At 71.6% G+C, this 17,070-nt stretch carries 15 protein-coding genes; 9 read left to right on the plus strand and 6 right to left on the minus strand.

The window, feature by feature from the left end; translation table 11 throughout:
* Positions 1–78: 78 nt before the first annotated feature.
* The gene (locus ACWGI2_RS29310; protein ID WP_453400618.1) at positions 79–726 is read right to left on the minus strand and encodes a bifunctional DNA primase/polymerase; all 648 of its coding nucleotides are present in this window, start codon (positions 724–726) and stop codon (positions 79–81) included.
* A gap of 298 nt (positions 727–1,024) precedes the next feature.
* Between ACWGI2_RS29310 and ACWGI2_RS29315 the strand changes: the two genes are divergently transcribed.
* Together ACWGI2_RS29315 and ACWGI2_RS29320 are read left to right on the plus strand one after the other, a co-directional pair.
* Positions 1,025–2,413: a transcriptional regulator gene (locus ACWGI2_RS29315; protein WP_453400617.1), complete on the plus strand. Its 1,389-nt coding sequence runs from the start codon at positions 1,025–1,027 to the stop codon at positions 2,411–2,413.
* 285 nt (positions 2,414–2,698) lie between these two features.
* Entirely contained in the window at positions 2,699–4,741 is a 2,043-nt protein-coding gene (locus ACWGI2_RS29320; RefSeq protein ID WP_453698552.1) for a hypothetical protein, read from the plus strand.
* A 34-nt stretch (positions 4,742–4,775) separates the two neighbouring features.
* Here ACWGI2_RS29320 and ACWGI2_RS29325 read toward each other — a convergent pair whose 3' ends face one another.
* A complete protein-coding gene (locus ACWGI2_RS29325) occupies positions 4,776–6,077 on the minus strand; it encodes an ABC transporter substrate-binding protein (RefSeq protein WP_453698893.1) in 1,302 nt (433 codons plus the stop codon).
* Between the two features lie 117 nt (positions 6,078–6,194).
* Here ACWGI2_RS29325 and ACWGI2_RS29330 point away from each other — a divergent pair, with 117 nt between their 5' ends.
* On the plus strand, positions 6,195–6,698 hold the full coding sequence (locus tag ACWGI2_RS29330; RefSeq protein ID WP_453400616.1) for an SCO4402 family protein: 504 nt from the start codon (positions 6,195–6,197) through the stop codon (positions 6,696–6,698).
* 64 nt (positions 6,699–6,762) lie between these two features.
* Positions 6,763–7,635, plus strand: coding sequence for a formyltetrahydrofolate deformylase (gene purU, locus ACWGI2_RS29335; protein WP_160505672.1), 873 nt, complete (start codon positions 6,763–6,765; stop codon positions 7,633–7,635).
* A gap of 31 nt (positions 7,636–7,666) precedes the next feature.
* Here the strand turns inward: purU and ACWGI2_RS29340 are convergent, their stop codons facing one another.
* Positions 7,667–8,989 carry an MDMPI N domain containing protein gene (locus ACWGI2_RS29340; RefSeq protein ID WP_453698553.1) on the minus strand — a complete coding sequence of 441 codons (1,323 nt, stop codon included), beginning with the start codon at positions 8,987–8,989 and terminating at the stop codon, positions 7,667–7,669.
* Positions 8,986–9,585 carry a sigma-70 family RNA polymerase sigma factor gene (locus ACWGI2_RS29345; RefSeq protein ID WP_453400614.1) on the minus strand — a complete coding sequence of 200 codons (600 nt, stop codon included), beginning with the start codon at positions 9,583–9,585 and terminating at the stop codon, positions 8,986–8,988. The genes ACWGI2_RS29340 and ACWGI2_RS29345 overlap by 4 nt, the downstream gene beginning before the upstream one ends.
* A 272-nt stretch (positions 9,586–9,857) precedes the next feature.
* Here ACWGI2_RS29345 and ACWGI2_RS29350 point away from each other — a divergent pair, with 272 nt between their 5' ends.
* Positions 9,858–10,232: an STAS domain-containing protein gene (locus tag ACWGI2_RS29350; RefSeq protein WP_453400613.1), complete on the plus strand. Its 375-nt coding sequence runs from the start codon at positions 9,858–9,860 to the stop codon at positions 10,230–10,232.
* Positions 10,233–10,424: 192 nt separating this feature from the next.
* Positions 10,425–10,937, plus strand: coding sequence for an EF-hand domain-containing protein (locus ACWGI2_RS29355; protein ID WP_453400612.1), 513 nt, complete (start codon positions 10,425–10,427; stop codon positions 10,935–10,937).
* 13 nt (positions 10,938–10,950) lie between these two features.
* On the opposite strand, the gene ACWGI2_RS29360 is transcribed toward ACWGI2_RS29355, so the two are convergent.
* Positions 10,951–12,528 carry a class I adenylate-forming enzyme family protein gene (locus ACWGI2_RS29360; RefSeq protein WP_453698555.1) on the minus strand — a complete coding sequence of 526 codons (1,578 nt, stop codon included), beginning with the start codon at positions 12,526–12,528 and terminating at the stop codon, positions 10,951–10,953.
* Positions 12,529–12,687: 159 nt separating this feature from the next.
* Here ACWGI2_RS29360 and ACWGI2_RS29365 point away from each other — a divergent pair, with 159 nt between their 5' ends.
* The 3 genes from ACWGI2_RS29365 (at position 12,688) to ACWGI2_RS29375 (ending at position 15,668) form a co-directional block, all read left to right on the plus strand.
* The gene (locus ACWGI2_RS29365) at positions 12,688–13,854 is read left to right on the plus strand and encodes an acyl-CoA dehydrogenase (protein WP_453698895.1); all 1,167 of its coding nucleotides are present in this window, start codon (positions 12,688–12,690) and stop codon (positions 13,852–13,854) included.
* Between the two features lie 8 nt (positions 13,855–13,862).
* The gene (locus tag ACWGI2_RS29370; RefSeq protein WP_453698556.1) at positions 13,863–14,732 is read left to right on the plus strand and encodes an acyl-CoA dehydrogenase family protein; all 870 of its coding nucleotides are present in this window, start codon (positions 13,863–13,865) and stop codon (positions 14,730–14,732) included.
* Positions 14,733–15,176: 444 nt separating this feature from the next.
* The gene (locus ACWGI2_RS29375) at positions 15,177–15,668 is read left to right on the plus strand and encodes an ATP-binding protein (protein ID WP_453400609.1); all 492 of its coding nucleotides are present in this window, start codon (positions 15,177–15,179) and stop codon (positions 15,666–15,668) included.
* Between the two features lie 391 nt (positions 15,669–16,059).
* Here the strand turns inward: ACWGI2_RS29375 and ACWGI2_RS29380 are convergent, their stop codons facing one another.
* Positions 16,060–16,986: a cyclase family protein gene (locus ACWGI2_RS29380; protein WP_453698558.1), complete on the minus strand. Its 927-nt coding sequence runs from the start codon at positions 16,984–16,986 to the stop codon at positions 16,060–16,062.
* Positions 16,987–17,070: the final 84 nt, after the last annotated feature.

Here is a 17,070-nt window from a genome sequence, read left to right on the forward strand (position 1 = left end):
ACGATACGTCGGTCGGAAGCCAGAACGCCGGACGGGCTGGAAATCCAGCCCGTCCGGCGTCTGCGCCCCCTGCGCCTGCTACCGCCGCGCCTCGCGCCCGCACGCGTACGCAAGCGGCGAGATGATCTCCTCCGCGTCGGGGAGCCAGCGGTTCGCCGCCGTGGGGCGGCACGCCCACTGCACGGCTCCGGATGCTCCGAACCGCGTGGGCGGCGCCGCGACGTACGAGCCCTCGCCCAGTGCGTCGAGGTCGATCGCGGCCGGCGGCCACCCCAACTTGCGTACCAGGTCAGGCACCTTGGCCGTGGCTCCGGGAAGGACGAAGAACTGCATCCTGCGGTCGGGCGTGCACGTCACGGGGCCGAGCGTCAGTTCCATCCGCTCCATGCGGGCGAGGGCGAGGAAACCGGCTGTCTCCGGCACGTCGATCGCGTCGAACGTACGGCCCGTGGGCAGCAGGATCGAGGACTTCGGCTGCTTGGACCACAGGCGCCTTGCGACGGTCGCGCTGCCCGTCGCCTGCGTGGCCCAGTCCTCGCGCGCCGGGTGCGAACCGGGTGTCGTGCACGCCGTGTCACCGCACGAGCAGATTTCGGCCCCCTCGACGGACTCGAGCCACGTCCCGGGGAACACGTCCCAGTGGCGCTCTTCCGCGTATCGCACGGCCGTGTCCAGCAAGGATTCTCCGCGCTGCTTCGGGATGTGCGCGGCTGACGTGACTCCCATGGTCTCTTCCACGGACTTCTCAACTCCGCCCGACACCTACGGTTACGGCTGTCGCGTGCGCGGGGGCGGAGCATCGATCCTGCATGTGGGGCGCATGGGTGCACGGGCGGGGGCGCGCATGGGGAATGGGTTCCATGTGCGGGTAGCCAAGGCTGTGGCACTCCGAAGATGCCCAGTTGCCGACTTATCGTCCGTTTGTGGTGCATCTTCCGTTTGTCCCAAGGGCATTGATCATCTGGGGTGGCTGATTCCGGCCCCCTCGTCCAGATGAACCACGGTGCACATCAGGGGGTACGCCATGGCCGCAAGGCCGCTCGTCGCGCGGCAGCCCAATGAAAGGCTGCAGGCACTCATTCAGGAAGCGGGTTGCTCGAACGCGGGCCTGGCCCGCCGGGTCAACATGTGCGGCGCGGAGCACGGTCTCGATCTGCGCTACGACAAGACGTCGGTCGCCCGGTGGCTGCGCGGTCAGCAGCCGCGCGGCAGGGCGCCCGGCATCATCGCGGAGGCCCTCGGCCGCAAGCTGGGCCGGACGGTCACGATCGACGAGATCGGCATGGCGAACGGCAAGAACCTCGCCTCCGGCGTCGGCCTTCAGTTCTCGCCCACCGTGCTCGGCGCCATCGAGCAGGTCTGCGAGCTGTGGCGCAGCGACGTGGGGCGGCGGGACTTCCTGTCCGGCTCCTCCGTCGCCGCGTCCGCGCTCGTCGAGCCGAGCCGCGACTGGCTGATCTCGTCCCCGGACGCGCAGGTCGGCCGGATGGCCGGGCCGCGGGTCGGGCTCTCCGACGTCGCGGCGGTGCGGGCCATGACGGAGGCGCTGACGCAGCTGGACCACCAGTACGGCAGCGGGCATGTGCGGCCGGTCGTCGTGCACTACCTGAACAGCGTGGTGTCGGGGCTGCTCGCCGGTTCGTACCGCGAGGCGGTGGGGCGCGAACTGTTCGCGGCCGTAGCGCGGTTGACGGAACTCGCCGGGTACATGGCGGTGGACACGGGCCAGCCGGGCCTGGCCCAGCGCTACTACATCCAGGCGCTGCGGCTCGCGCAGGCGGCGGGCGACCGGGGGTACGGCGGTTACGTACTCGCCGCGTCCATGAGCCATCTCGCGGCCCAGCTCGGCAACCCGCGGGAGATCGCGCAGTTGGCGCGGGCGGCCCAGGAGGGGACGCGCGGGCGGGTCACCCCGCGCGCGGAAGCCATGTTCTACGCCGCGGAGGCGAGGGGGCACGCGCTGCTCGGGGACGGGCGTTCGACGCAGGTCGTCGCGGGCCGTGCGGTCGAGGCGATGGACCGGGCGTCGGGGGAAGCGGAATCGGGCGACGACCCGGTGTGGATCAAGCACTTCGACCACGCCTATCTGGCCGATGAACTGGCCCACTGCCACCGTGACTTGGGGCAGGCCGACGCGGCGGCGCGCAGTGCCGAGGAGTCCCTCGCGGGGCATCCGGAGACGCGGGCGCGGCGGCGGGCGATCGGTCTCGTCCTGCTCGCCACGGCGCAGGTGCAGCGCCGGGAGGTCGAGCAGGCGTGCCACACGGGCCTGAAGGCGGTCGAACTGCTCGGCACGCTGCGGTCGAACCGCGGCGCCGAGTATCTGGAGGACTTCCAGCAGCGGCTCGACCCGTACCGGGAGGAGCCGGTGGTAAGGGAGTTCGGGGCGCGGATGGACATCCAGGCGGCGTGAGGGAGCGCGGGATCGGGCGGCTGAAGGGTTCGTGGTGCGTGAAGAGTTTGTGAGGTGTGTCGCGCACCCGTGAACGTGGCCCGTCCCCGCCCTTTCCACACCGTGAACGGCAAACTCCCGTACGCGACCGATCCTTCCTGGTGACGTAATCAGCGTTTCGCGGAGAGCTTTTGTTACTTCCGCGATCGATGCGGCGTCGGAGGTTTGAGCTGCGTGGCAGACGGCTGTGGCGACCCGGTAGCGTGAGCCGACGGTTCCGTAGGTCCCCCATTCGTAGGAGTCCCGGTGACGCAGCAGAGCGGGCAGGGCGCCGCTTCCTCCGATCCGCATCCCGCGGACCGGCACGCGCACGAAGGCATCGTGCTGCCTGCCGACGGAAGCGAGCCCTTGATGCCCGGCACCACCGGCGACCACGTGGCCCCCGCGGGCGGCAGCCCCTGGGGCCAGCCGTGGGGCCCGGCCCCCGCGGACCCGCCGCCCGGCTCGGGCCAGGCGTGGGACTCCGCACCGGGCCCGCAGCAGCCGTACGGACCGGGCACCCCGCTGCCCGCCGAGGGCACGCAGCAGCAGGACTTCACCCAGGGCGCCCCGTACGGCGTCCAGCCCTCGGGCGGCTCGTACGGTGGCCAGGCTCCGGGGGCCGCTTACGGGGGTCAAGCTCCGGGTGCCGCTTACGGGGCGCCGCAGGACACGGGCGGGCCGTACGGCGGTCAGCCGCAGGGCGGGCAGCACGCGGGCCAGTACGAGGGGCAGCAGCCCCAGGGCGGCCAGCACGCAGGCCAGTCGCAGGGCGGCCAGCACGCGGGCCAGTCCCAGGGCGGGCAGCACGCCGGTCAGGGCCACGGGGGCCAGCACGCGGGGCAGCCCGCCCATGACGTGCCGTACGCGGGACCGGGCTCGGGTGGGGCTCATGCGGGGCAGCCCGCGGGTGGGGCTCACGCGAGACAGGCGACGGGCGGAGCCCACGCCGGGCAGCCCGCCGACGCCGCGTACCCCGGGCAGCCCGCCGACGCCGCATACGCCGGGCAGCCGGGGCAGCCGCTTCCGACCGCTGGCCAGGGCCCCCAGGCCCCTCACGCCCCCCAGGCCCCTCACGCCGCAGGAGCCGGGCAGCTTCCGCCCGCCGTGCAGGCGGGGCAGCTTCCCCCCGGTGGCTCCGGTGCGGGCGCGCCCCTGCCGCCCGTCGCGGGAGGCCTCGCACCGCTGCCACCCGCCGCCGCGGGTGACGCGGACGCCACGCAGTACATACCCGCGACCCCCGGCGCCGGAGCCGGGGCCGGACCCGGCGTCGACGAAGGCGCCACGCAGTACATACCCCCCGTGGCTCCCGGCGCCCTGCCGCCCGAGGCTCCTGCGGGGGAGGCCACGCAGTTCCTGGGGCGCACGCCCATGCCCGGTGCGCCCATGCCCCCGGCGGCCGGTTCCGACAACGAGCCCACGCAGTTCATCGCCCCCGTGCCCGCCGAGCCCGGCAAGGCACCCTTCGGGATACGGCCCGGCGCCCCGGGCGACCGGCAGCCGCCCGCCGAGTTCGACAGTCTCTTCCGTACCGAGCAGGCGGAGCCCGAAGGCCCCGCGTCGACCCAGCAGATGCCCCGCTTCGAGCCGCCGCAGCCCGCCGCGCACGGCCACGGCGAGGGCGGGGGCCGGGCGTCGCGCCGGGCCGCGGCCGCAGCCGCCGCTCCCGCGCCGCGCGGTGGCGGCCGGACCGGGTCGAAGGTGCCGATTTTCGTGGCCGCCGGTGTCGTCATCGCGCTGGTCGGCGTCGGAGCGGGCGCCCTCCTCAGCGGTGGCGGTGACGAGGAGAAGGACACTCCCCAGACCGTCTCCGAGTCCGCGCCCGCCGACGAGAAACCCTCGCCGTCCGTCGACCCCGCCAAGGAGCAGGCTGTCGCCCTGGACAAGCTCCTCGCCGACAGCAACAACAGCCGTGACTCGGTGATCGCCGCCGTACGCAATGTCGGAAAGTGCACCGACCTCGCCCAGTCGGCCACCGATCTGCGCAACGCGGCCAAGCAGCGCAACGGCCTGGTCACGCGCCTCTCGGGGCTCTCCGTGGACAAGCTCCCGGCCAACGCCCAGCTGACGGCCTCCCTCACCAAGGCCTGGAAGGCGTCGGCGGCGGCCGACAACCACTACGCCGCGTGGGCGGGTCAGGTCGCGGGCAAGAAGGGCTGCAAGAAGGGGCACGCCCGCACGACGCCGCAGGCGGTCGCCGGGAACAAGTCGAGCGGCGAGGCGACCACGGCCAAGCAGGAAGCGGCCGGGCTGTGGAACGCCATCGCCAAGCAGTACGGGCTCACGACGCGCGACAAGTCACAGCTCTAGGACCGGCGGGGCGCCCTGGAGCCGGGGCCGGGGGTCACTTCACCTGCTCCAGGGTCTTCGAGACGTTCACGAACCCCTTGCGGGCCGGCACCAGGCGCCCGTCGCGCACCATCTGGAACGTGACGTCGGCGTTGACCAGGCGCGGGAAGTCGCTCGCCGCGAGCATGTCCTTGAAGCGCCAGCTCAGGGTGGGCGTCAGCCCGCCGGTCCGCACCTTGAGCCCTTCGTCGAGGGCCAGCCGCAGCGTCCGTGACGAGACCTCGCCGCCGTCGAGCGACTCGACGGTCTGCTTCAGGACGGTGTAGGCGATCCACGTCGTCTGCACGCCCGCGTCGGTCGGGTCGACCCGGTTGTCGCCGAAGGCCTGCTGGCGGATGACCTCGCGCATGTCGTCCCAGCGGGGATCGCTGGACGCCGGATACCAGCCGGTGAGGTAGGCGCCTTCGTACGGTCCGTTGCCGCCGCCCGTGCGGTCGACGAGGGACTGGTCGACGCTGCCGAGCACGGAGGAGATCTTCGCGGTGGGGTACGCGTCCTCGGTGCGCCGGTAGGAGTCGTAGAACGTGTCCGTGCGTTCGCCGAGCGCCGCCGTCACGCAGCCGCCGGTGCCCGCGCGCTCCAGTGCCTGCTCGGCCTGCGCGGTGAAGTCGGTGCCGTCCTCGGGGGCCCGTATGTCGGCGGCGGATCTGGCGTGGCCCTCGGCGAGCCCCGCGTCCAGGAGCTTGGGGAGGTCGTCGCCGGCGATCGTGTCGGGGCGTACGAGGGAGACGCGGTCGCAGCGGGCGGCGAGCTGGCGGCCGTTGCCCGCCATGAGTGCCGGTTCGCCGCCGTTGACGGGGTACGACAGGGGGCTGCTGAACTCCTCGTCGGTGACGCCGTATCCGCCGATGTAGGGGATGCCCGCGACTTCGAGGGGGGAGAGGAAGGACCGGCCGTGCTGGCTGTAGGAGCCGACGACGGCCGCGACCTCCATGTCGACCGCCTTGCGGGCGCAGTCGGCGGCGCCCACCGGGTCGTTGTGGTCGTTGCAGGTGATGACCTTGAGCTTGCGGCCGTCGAGGCCGCCGTTCGCGTTGACCCAGCGCGCGTAGGCCTGCGCCATCGCGGGGACGCCGGGCTTGTTCGTCGCCTTGGTCTTCTCGGGGGCCCAGGTCATGACGGTCACGGGGTCTTCCCTGGATCCCCCCGTGGAACCAGGGATGACCCCGCACGCGGTGGTCAGGGACGCACACGCCACCACCAGGGCGGCCGCGCTGAGCGCCGCGGATTTGGCGGGGCGGGGGAGGCGGGAGAGACGGGAGGGCCGGGGGAACAAGGTGCGTCGCGAGACGGGCATGGTCATGCACGATTCCGCCACAGCGCCAACCATGGAGTGACGCGCTCTCAACGCATGGTGACAAGAAGGTGAATGGCAGGGGCCGATTCGGCTGCGCGAAGGGGGAACGTACGATCGATGACCGTGCAAGGTTCGGAGAACTCTTCCCGTCGTGGCCGTCGCTCAAGCACCATGGGCGGCATGCCAACGAACGACATGCCGTGGTGGCGCTGGCGCAGCAACGTGCGCTCGGCGCTGCACATGCTCTCCGACCCGGGGTTCCAGCGTGAGTGCTGGCTCGCCGGGCGCGAGGAGTACGGGGACGTGACCGACGCCGTCTACCGGCTCGTCGAGGACACGTGGCTCGACAACTGGTCCGCCGAGAAGTACGTCGGGACGATCTTCCGTGACGCGGAGGAGGCGGCCCTGGTCGACTCGGCGGTTCTGCGGGTGCTGCGGATCATGCACGAGGTCGGGCCCGACGCGTTGGTCTCCGCCTACCTGGACCACCCGGGGTGGCCGGAGGCGGTCCGTGCGGCGCGGGAAGCGCATGTGCGGCTCTCCGCCAGTGACGGGGAGGAACCGGACGTACCGCCGCGGACGCTCGAGGTGCTGCGGATCATGACCCGGTCGGCGAGCTAGCCGGCGGACCGGGGGGAGCAGCCGTGGTCCCCTGGGGTGCCCCGGTTGTGGGAACCTTGGGCGCATGAACGAGAAGGTCCCCGCCCCCGCTGAGCAGTACGTCCTCACCCTCTCCTGCCCGGACAAGCAGGGCATCGTGCACGCCGTGTCGAGTTATCTCTTCATGACCGGCTGCAACATCGAGGACAGCCAGCAGTTCGGCGACCACGACACCGGTCTCTTCTTCATGCGCGTCCACTTCTCGGCGGAGCCGCCGGTGACGGTGGAGAAGCTGCGGGCGAGCTTCGCGGCGATCGGTGACTCCTTCCACATGGACTGGCAGCTGCACCGCGCCGACGACAAGATGCGCGTCGTCCTTCTCGTGTCGAAGTTCGGGCACTGCCTGAACGACCTGCTGTTCCGCTCGCGGATCGGCGCGCTGCCGGTCGAGATCGCGGCGGTCGTCTCGAACCACACGGACTTCGCCGAGCTGGTCGCCTCGTACGACATCCCCTTCCACCACATCCCGGTGACCAAGGACAACAAGGCGCAGGCCGAGGCGCAGTTCCTGGAGCTGGTGCGCGCGGAGAACGTGGAACTCGTCGTCCTCGCCCGCTACATGCAGGTGCTCTCGGACGATCTCTGCAAGCAGCTCAGCGGCCGGATCATCAACATCCACCACTCCTTCCTGCCGAGCTTCAAGGGCGCGAAGCCCTACCACCAGGCGCACGCGCGCGGTGTGAAGCTGATCGGTGCCACCGCGCACTACGTGACGGCGGACCTCGACGAGGGGCCGATCATCGAGCAGGAGGTCGAGCGGGTCGGCCACGACGTCACGCCGAACCAGCTGGTCGCGATCGGCCGGGACGTCGAATGCCAGGCGCTGGCCCGTGCCGTGAAGTGGCATGCCGAGCGCAGGATCCTGCTGAACGGCCGCCGGACGGTCGTCTTCGCCTGAGGCGGGCCCGGGGGGCCGGGGGGGCGTCAGCTCACATCCGGCTCAGTGACGCCGCCGCGAACAGCACGTCCCTGATCGCCTCGCGGTCGCCGACCTGTCCCGCTGCCGCCTCCTCCGGAGACACATGGCCCGCGGCAAGGCGGCAGAACTCGACGCCGTCCAGTGCGACATGCGCCACCTCACGGTCCGCCGACGCGCTGGCGCCGGGGGAGTCGAGCGGGATGAACCACTCGCCGCCGCCCATGCCCTCGACCTCCAGGCGCAGGCTCCGGCCCGGGGCGCCCGCGGCCACCAGGCCGTGCGCCGGGGCGGCGAGCCCCGCGCGGCGGCGGTCGGCGAGCGTGCCGGGCAGCAGCCGGGCCGCGAGGTCGATCATGCGGTGCAGATGGCGTGGGGACGGTGGTTCGTACGGATAGTCCACCGCGTCCGCGATGTCGCCCGCGTGGATCCAGCACTCGAAGGCGCGGTCCAGCATCGAGTCCCGCAGCGGCAGCTCGATGCGGTGGCCCGTCTCGTCCGGTGCGCTGTACGGAACGGTGAGGCCGCCGGAGCCCGAGCCGGAGCCGTGCGTGCCGCCCGCCGTGAAGGACACCGTGCGGATCAGCTCGTGGGTCTGCTCGCGCCAGGGGCCGCGCACCGCGCGGGTGGGTGGGAAGTACGAAGCGCGCCAGTACGCCTCGGTGCGGCGGCTCGGGCCGGACTGCGGCGGCGCCTCCCGGCCCAGCGGGTCGTCGAGGCCGAGGGCGAGCGCGACCAGGCCGTCGACGGCGAGGAGGTGCGCGATCACTCCGGCCACCGTCGTCTTGCGGCTGACCGGACTGTCCTCCTCGAACCATCGGAGGCGCACCGGAGCGTGCCACTCCGAGTCGCCGATGTCCCGCAGGAGCGCGTCGAGCCGGGCGGTCTCGGCGTCGTACGGAACGGCCCACTCGGGCACCGGGATACGGGGCGGGCGCCGCCCGAGGCAGCTCTCGATGACGCGGTTGCGCAGGCCCGGGTCGAGGTCGAGGCTCTCCTCCTGATGCAGCAGGCCCACCGCGTCGCGCAGCCGCAGCGCCTCTTCCGCGCAGGGGCCGCAGTGGCCGAGGTGTTCCTCGACGGCGACGGCTTCCTCGACCGAGCAGGCGGCGAGCGCCCAGGCCCCGAGCAGGGATTTCAGGACGCGGTGGTCGAGGGCGAGCGGAGGGTCGGGCAAGGGGTTTCCGGTGTCCTCTATGGAGCTGCGGGGCAGCGGTATGCGAGGCGGCCGACGGGCGGCCCCGTCACCCTGCCCGTCCTGGCCTCCCGCGCCGTCGCCGTTCTCGGGACGGTCCGGTTCTTCCTCGAACGGTTCCTGCCGGCCGGGCCCGTTCACAGCGCTCTCCCGTAACCGGGACGCGCGTCAGGGGAGGCATGCTGCTCCGCAGGTCCCGCCGCGTCGTTCGCGGTGGAGAGCAGCTGAAGGCCGAGGCGGAGACGGCGCCGCGCCTCGTCCTCCGTCACGCCGAGGTCGGCCGCCGTCTGGCGGTAGTCGCGCCGCTGGAAGTACGCGAGCTCCAGGGCGGCGCGGAGCGGGGCGGGCATGGCCGTGACGATGTAGTCCGCGCGGGCGGCGGCCGACGCTCGGCGGACCTTGCGCTCCAGGTCCTCCGTGGTGCCCTCGCCGCCGCGGGCCAGGGCGGCGGACTCGGTCTGGCGAAGGCGCCGGACGGCCCGCTGGTGGGTGAGCGTGGCGACCCAGGAGCGCAGGGGGCCCTGCTTGGGGTCGTACGCGTCGGGGTTCTCCCAGACGTGGGCGAAGACCTCGCGGGTGATCCGGTCGGCGGCGTCCTCGTCGCCGAGCACCCGGTGGGCGAGGCCGTGCACGAGCGAGGCGAAGCGGTCGTACAGCTCGCCGAGCGCGGCGGCCTCCCCGTGCGCCAGTCGCTGCTGCATGCGGCGGTCCCAGCGGCGCGGCGCTTCATTCGCCATGCGGCCCCCTCTGCGCGTGCCGTTCCTTGCGTGCCGTTCCCTGCTCGTCCCGAAGCTCGTCCCGAAACCCTCCATCGAATGTAGTCGCCACCACCGACAACGCACTCCCCTTTGAGGCAAAGTGCGCCCGCGCCCGGCCTCGGATGATAGGGAGCGGCCTCCCTGGTGTTTCATGGAGAACAGCCGGGGCAGCCGCGACGTAGGAAGCGTAGGGAAGGCTTCCGCATCGGCGAGCTACGAGCGAGCGGTATCAGCGAGCGAGAGGCGTGCGAGTGACGCTGCAGGTGGCCGTGGACGAGCAGGACGGCTGGGCCGTGCTGCGGGTGTCTGGCGAGATGGACCTGGTGACCTCGCCTGTCGTGCGCCAGCGCGTGCACGACGCCGTGGCCGACGGCCGGCGCAGCCTCGTCCTCGACCTCTCCGACGTGCTGTTCTGCGATTCCAGCGGCGTCGGCGTACTGATCGCCACGCGCCGCCTCTTCCGCTCCTGCCAGGGCCGCCTGCGCCTGATACTGCCCGCGCAGGGCGCCGAGGACGGCTCCCACGTGAACCGCGTCCTCGCGGCCCTCGGCGTACGCCGGCTCTTCGAGGTCTTCCCGGACGTGACGGCGGCGGTCGACGACGAGGCGGCGCCGCTCTCCGCGTGATGTCTGACACCGGAGACCCGGAAGATCACCAAGGGCGGACTCCTGGTACAACCTCTCTTGTCCCGGTCTTGGCACAAGCGTCGGCTTCCCGCCTCCGGGCGGTCGCCGAAGACGTACGCTCGCTGCCACAGACACCCAGGGAACCCCCTGTGCACACGCACCCAACCGCAGAAGTGAGGCGGCCCGAACACCATGGACAGTGCCGAGTACGAGCGTAAGATCGCGGCCCGTTTCGCCACCTTCGACCAGGATGGCAACGGCTACATCTCCCGTGAGGACTTCAGCACGGCGGCCGTCGCCCTGCTCAGCGAGTTCGGCGCCACGGCACGCTCCGAGAAGGGCCAGGCGCTCTACATCGGCGCCGAGGCCTTCTGGCAGGGCATGGCCGGGATCGCCGACCGTGACGGCGACCAGCGGATCACCAAGCCGGAGTTCGTGGGCGGCGCGGTGAAGCGCCTGCGGGACAACCCGGCCCGGTTCGCCGAGATCGCGCGGCCGTTCCTGGACGCCGTCATCGCCGTCGCGGACGGCGACGGGGACGGTTCGGTAAGCCCGCATGAGGTCGAGCGCGCGCTGAAGGCGCTCGGCGTCCCGCAGGACATCGCGAGCGCCGCGGGCGGCTCGCTCGACACCGACGGGGACGGGCGTGTGACGGAGGAGGAGATCGTCGCGGCGTTCGCGGCGTACTTCACCGTTCCCGAGTGAGCAGGCACATGAGCTAGCCCTGTGCGAACCGCTCCCGCAGCTTGTACTTGAGCACCTTGCGCAGCGTCTCGTTGCGGGGGAGGGCCTCCACCAGCTCCAGTTGCTCCGGCAGCTTGTACGTGGAGAGTCCTTCCCCGCGCAGATACGCGGTCAGGGAGGGGAGCGTCAGCGCGTCCTGGTTTCCCGGCCGCTGTTCGATCACCGCGCAGACCCGCTCGCCCCGTTCGGGGTCCGGGAGCCCGATGACCGCCGCGTCCCCCACCGCCGGATGCCGGTGGAGCAGGTCCTCGATCTCCTTCGCGGAGATGTTCTCGCCCTTGCGGATGATGATGTCCTTGGCCCGCCCGGTCAGGACCAGGTGTCCCGTCGTCCGTACGTGCCCCAGGTCACCGGTGATCAGGAAGCCGTCCGCGTCGAAGACCCCATCACTTTGTTCAGGGTCCAAGTAGCCCTGGCAGACCGCCTCCCCGCGCAGCCGCACCTCGCCGTCGACACCGGCGGGCACCTCCTTGCCCTCGGCGTCCGTGACCCGGATCTCCATCCCCTCCGGGGGCATTCCTTCCGTGGTCGCCAGGTTCTCAGCGGTGTCGTCCGGCGCGCCCATGGTGATCATCGGCACCTCGGTCATGCCGTACCCGTGGGTGAGTTGGCAGCCCATCTCCCGTACGACCGCGTGATAGATCTCCGGCGGCTTCGGCGCCCCGCCGCCCGCGAGGAGGCGCAGGGAGGGGATGAGCTTCTCGCCCGGCGCCAGCTTGCGCTGCTCGGCGAGGAACATCGAGTAGAACGCGGTCGAACCGCCCGCCACCGTCACGCCGTGCCGCCGGTAGCCGTCGAGCGCGTCCGGCAGCGCGAAGGTCTCGAACATCACTGCGGGGAAGCCGTACAGGAGCAGCATCACCGTGTAGTCGGGGCCCGCGATGTGCGCGAAGGGGAACGCCATCGAGCCGACGTCGTCCGCCGAGAGATGCAGCGCGTGCGCGAGGCACGAGCCGCCCGCGATCAGTGAACGGTCCGTGTGCAGCACGCCCTTGGGGTCGGACGTCGTGCCCGATGTCCAGTAGATCCAGCGCACCGATGTGCCCTCGGAGGGCGGCGGGGGCAGGACGGACGGATCGGCGTCGGGCAGGTCGTCGTACGCGTACGCCTCGAAGACGCCCCGTGCGCCGAGCCGCCCTGCCATCTCCGTGTGGTCGAAGCCGCGCCACACTCCCGGTACGGCGAAGAACTCGGCCTTCGACTCCCTTAGCGCGAAGCCGACTTCGCGGTCCCGGTAGAAGGGGATGACCGGCGACTGGACCGCGCCGATGCGGGCGAGTGCGAAGGAGAGCAGGGCGGTCTCGATGCGGGTGGGCAGCTGCCAGGCCACGACGGTGCCGGGGCGCACCCCCATCTCGTAGAGCCCCGCGGCCACGCGCTCGCTGCGGTCGCGCAGTTCGCCGAAGGTCAGCGTCCGGTCGTCGGCCGCGTCGGACGCGGCCTGGATGAGGACGGGAGCTTCGGGGGTGAGTGCGGCGCGGCGTTCGATGAGCTCCCAGAGGGTGCGGGACGCTCCCAGTTCGTATGCGGTCTCGTTATCCGAGGTCCTCATGCGATCCCCTCATGGACGGCCCTGAACTGACGGAGAGTCAGATCGTGCCGAGAGCGTAAGCCGCACCGCCTTGTCGGTCCAGAGGTGCGGGGCTAGCCTGCCTTCTGACGGGTCATCAGATGTGCCGCAGGGGCCGGAGGGATGACCGGAGGAGACGACGTGGACCTCACCTACACGCAGGAGGAGGAATCCTTCCGGGCGGGCCTGCGCGAGTGGCTGGCCCGGACGCTCCCCCAACTGCCGCCGCGTCCCGACCCGTTGGACTGGCCGGGGCGCCGGGCGTACGACATGGGGTGGCAGCGCAGGCTGTACGACGCCGGGTACGCGGGCCTGCACTGGCCCGTCGACGCGGGCGGCCGCGGGGCGACCCCCACCCAGCACCTCATCTTCCTTGAGGAGACCGAGAAGGCGGGCGCGCCCTACGTAGGGGCGAACTTCGTGGGCCTGCTGCACGCTGGCCCCACCATTGCCTCCGAAGGGACGCCGGAACAGCGCGCCCGGTGGCTGCCGCCCGTGCTGCGCGGCGACGAGGTGTGGTGCCAGGGGTTCAGCGAGCCGGACGCGGGCTCCGACCTCGCGTCACTGCGCACGCGCGCGTGGCGCGACGGTGACGACTACGTGGTGAGCGGATCCAAGATCTGGACCTCGCACGCGGAGGTCGCCGACTGGTGCGAGCTCCTCGTGCGGACGACACCCGTGAGCGAGGACGTGCCCAAGCACCGCGGCATCACGTGGCTCGCGATGCCGATGGACGCCCCCGGCATCACGGTCCGCCCGTTGCGCACGCTCGCGGGATCGACGGAGTTCGCCGAGGTGTTCCTCGACGAGGTGCGGGTGCCGGCCGCGAACCGCGTCGGCGCGGAGAACGACGGCTGGCGCGTCACGATGGTGACCCTGTCGTACGAGCGGGGGACGGCCTTCGTGGGGGAGGTCGTCGCCTGCCGCCGGGTCCTGGGCGAGCTTGCCCGCGAGGCCCGCAAGAACGGACGCTGGGACGACGCGGTCCTGCGGCGCAGGCTCGGCAGGCTGAGCGCGGAGTTCGGGGCGCTGTGGCGCCTCACGCAGTGGAACGTCAGCGAGTCGCAGCGGGCGGGCAGCGGGGTGCCCGGAATCGGCGGGTCCGTCTTCAAGCTGCGCTACTCGCACGCACGCCAGGAGCTGTACGAGGCCGCGGGCGAGGTCCTCGGCCCCGGCGCGCTCGACCTGGGGCACGAGTGGACCCTGGACCGGCTCTCCTCCCTCTCGTACACGATCGCCGCAGGGACCTCGCAGATCCAGCAGAACATCGTGGCCGAGCGGATACTCGGCCTCCCGAAGGGGCGGTGAGGGCTCGCGTGGACTTTCAACTGACGGAGGATCAGCGGGCGTTGATGGGCGGGCTGCGCGAGCTGCTGGAAGGGCGGTTCGACGGGGCGGCGCTTCGGGAGGCCGCGGACCGCGGAGCTCCCTCGCTCGACCGGGCCCTGTGGCGCGAACTCGGGGACGCCGGGTTCTTCTCGCTGCGGGTGCCGGAGGAGGAGGGCGGGGTCGGACTCGGGCTTCCGGAGGCCGTGTTGGTCTTCGAGGAGGCGGGGCGCGCGCTGCTCCCCGGGCCGCTGGTGGCCACGTTCCTCGCCGCCGGGGACGTCACGGGAGCGGCCCAGGGGGCGACCGTGGTGACGGCGGTCTCCGGCGGGCTCGTCGCCTGGCTCGACGAGGCGGACGTGGTCCACGGGGACGTCTCCGGCGCCGTACCCCTGCGTTCCGTCGATCCGCTGACGCCGCTGCACCGGGTGCCCGGCGGCGGCGAGGAGGCCGCAGTCGGGGAGGCCGACCTGCTGATTGCCGCCGAGCAGCTGGGAAGCGCGGGCAGGACCTGCGAGATGGCGGTCCGCTATGCCCGTGAACGTACCCAATTCGGGCAGCCCATCGGAGCCTTCCAGGCCGTCAAGCACCTCTGCGCGCAGATGCTCGTCCGCACCGAGGTGGCCCGCGCCGCCGTGTACGCGGCGTCCATCACCGGTGACGGAACGGAGATGACGGCGGCCAAGCTGCTCGCCGACGAGGCGGCGGTGCGGGGCGCACGGGACTGCCTTCAGGTGCACGGCGGGATGGGTTTCACCTGGGAAGCCGACGTGCATCTGCATCTGAAGCGGGCCTGGGTGCGGGCCGGCCTCGGCCAGTCGGCGGCTCGGGCGGAGGAGGAGCTGGCGGCGGCGCTGTGAGCGTTCGCTGTGAGCCGTCGTGGTGGGCGCGGAGAGTGATCGACTTGTGAAGTCCCCGAAGTGGGGGGAGGCTACTGAGCGTCGATATCGGGTTGTGTCCTATGCGTGACTCGTCACGGCATGGAGTCGGGCTTCCGCTCCGGTACCTTGTGTGAGATGCGAGTGGTTCTGAGGTCGAGCCATGCCGGTGTTGCCTTTGAGGCGGCGCCGGGCCCGGCAATGCGTACCGCTCGCAGTGCAGGAAGGGGCTTCATGCCCGCCTGTTCGACCCCCCGCAGCGCGCGTCGCACAGTATGCCGCACGCGTACTCCTTCGCGCTGGAATATGCCTGAAGCGCTTGTTGGGGTGACTGAACGTCAACCATGCTGTCTCTCAAGGGGATCACGTTCCGTGACCCTGTGGAGTCGCGAGGCGATGTGTCCGCCGGTTCGGATGGTGTGAGCGGTGCAGGTGCTTCAAGTTCAGCTGGAGGTCAGGCCCGACCCCGCCGAGGTGGGGCGGGCCCGAAGGTGGGCGCGGTCGCGGCTCGCCGGTTCCGGGATAGGAGTCGACGAGCCACTGGCCGAGACGCTGATCCTGCTGATCTCCGAGCTGGTCACCAACGCGGTGGTGCACACGGGCTGTCCGGCCGTGCTGCGCATGCGGCTCCCGGACGTCCCTGATGTGCCCGAGGAGGCCGCGGAGGCCGGACCCGGCACGGTCAGGGTCGAGGTGGCCGACGCCAGCGCACGCCCGCCGAAACAGCGGCACGCGGACGGCGACGCGACCAACGGCCGTGGCCTGGAACTCGTCGACGGTCTCGCCGACCGCTGGGGCTGGCAGACCGAGGGCGCGGGAAAGAGCATCTGGTGCGAGGTGGACCGGTGCGAGCCGGGCGTCGCGGCGGTCGCGTTCGACGGGACGACCTACGAGGACGTCGCGTACGAGGCGGTCTGAGGGCCGCGGGCCGTCCGGGTTCCGTGTGTTCCGCATACCGGTGCCGGGCGCCCGCATGCGCCGTCACGTGCCACGATGCGCGGCCGTGCGCGGCCGGTGCAAAAGCGGCATAATTCATTAATCACCGGACGGGTGTTGACGTACCGTGTCCGATTGATCACGCTTGTGTGCAGCGATTCGCCGCGAGGGGACGTCGAGGGACGGTGGTCCATGGCCCGGTCCTTGACGAGACGTGAGTCGCCGTCGGCGTCGGTCCCTTCGCGGTCGTGGAGGACGGGACCAGTTCGCCGGAGCCGGATGGCGGCGTGCGCGGCGACGCGCTCGGGGCGGGAGCCGGGACGCGCCGCCATCCGAAGGCTCACGGAGGGCTCAGGAGAGGCCCCCGGAGGGCTCACAGCACCGCCACCGGCGCGACCGGCGTCCCCGTGCCGCCGATGAACGGCTCGGGCATCGCGGAGAGCAGGAAGCTGTAGCGGGAAACTTCTGCACAGGCTGTGGACAACTTTTCCAGATTCCAGTTCTGGCCCTGCAACATCCCCATTTCGACCAGATCGAGCGCGTGCACGGGCAGCCAGAGGTTCTCGATCTCGGGCGGGAAGATCTCGAAGGTGAGGGTGTCGTTGGCGACCGCCGCGACATCACGCGCGTGGAACCACTCAGGGGTGCGGACCGACAGGCCGGGCGACGGATATCCGTACGCGTGCTTGTCGCCCGCCAGATAGACCTGGATCTGCCCGGTGCGTACGAGGACGATGTCGCCGGCGCGGACGGTGAGCCCCGCGAACTCCTCGGCCTCCGCCAGGTCTTCGGGGGTGACCGCGTGATCTCCGGGCAGCCGGTCGACGCCCTTGGCGCGGGCGACGTCGAGCAGTACGCCGCGCGAGACGAGGTGCGGCACCTTGTCGATGCCGCTGAACTGTGCGCGGGTGTGGGCGGTGATGGTGTCCGCCGGGCGGCCGTTGTAGATCTTCCCCGAGTGTGAGGCGTGGGTGAGCGCGTCCCAGTGGGTGGCCGTCTGCAGGCCCATCGTGACGGCGTCGTCGCTGGTGGCGACCGTGCCGGGGCCGAAGAGCTCCTGGTTGATCTGCACCATCGTGTGGAGGGGGTTGACCCGGCCGGGTATCAGCCCCGTCTGGACGCCGTCCTCCTTGAGGGGCAGCGCGAGCGGGACGCGGCGGCCGGTGCGGATGGTGGCGGCGGCCTCGCGGACCACCTCGTCGGTGATGAGGTTGAGTGTGCCGATCTCGTCGTCGGAGCCCCAACGCCCCCAGTTGTTCACGCGTTTGGCGATGTCGTGGAACTCGGGCGGCAGCGACATGGGTCCTCCCTGGGGGTTGTCTTCAGGTATCTGACGGGTCATAGAATCTAACGGTCCGTCAGAAACCGCGGGAAGGGGCCGGAC

Source organism: Streptomyces sp. NPDC054866 (genome assembly GCF_053610745.1).

Excerpts from the sequence above, each read along its gene's own strand:
- ACWGI2_RS29330 (WP_453400616.1), top strand. The coding sequence starts at position 6,195 with ATGACCGTGCAAGGTTCGGAGAACTCTTCCCGTCGTGGCCGTCGCTCA.
- ACWGI2_RS29360 (WP_453698555.1), bottom strand. The coding sequence starts at position 12,528 with ATGAGGACCTCGGATAACGAGACCGCATACGAACTGGGAGCGTCCCGC.
- ACWGI2_RS29345 (WP_453400614.1), bottom strand. The coding sequence starts at position 9,585 with ATGGCGAATGAAGCGCCGCGCCGCTGGGACCGCCGCATGCAGCAGCGA.
- ACWGI2_RS29380 (WP_453698558.1), bottom strand. The coding sequence starts at position 16,986 with ATGTCGCTGCCGCCCGAGTTCCACGACATCGCCAAACGCGTGAACAAC.
- purU (WP_160505672.1), top strand. The coding sequence starts at position 6,763 with ATGAACGAGAAGGTCCCCGCCCCCGCTGAGCAGTACGTCCTCACCCTC.
- ACWGI2_RS29315 (WP_453400617.1), top strand. The coding sequence starts at position 1,025 with ATGGCCGCAAGGCCGCTCGTCGCGCGGCAGCCCAATGAAAGGCTGCAG.
- ACWGI2_RS29325 (WP_453698893.1), bottom strand. The coding sequence starts at position 6,077 with ATGCCCGTCTCGCGACGCACCTTGTTCCCCCGGCCCTCCCGTCTCTCC.
- ACWGI2_RS29355 (WP_453400612.1), top strand. The coding sequence starts at position 10,425 with ATGGACAGTGCCGAGTACGAGCGTAAGATCGCGGCCCGTTTCGCCACC.
- ACWGI2_RS29310 (WP_453400618.1), bottom strand. The coding sequence starts at position 726 with ATGGGAGTCACGTCAGCCGCGCACATCCCGAAGCAGCGCGGAGAATCC.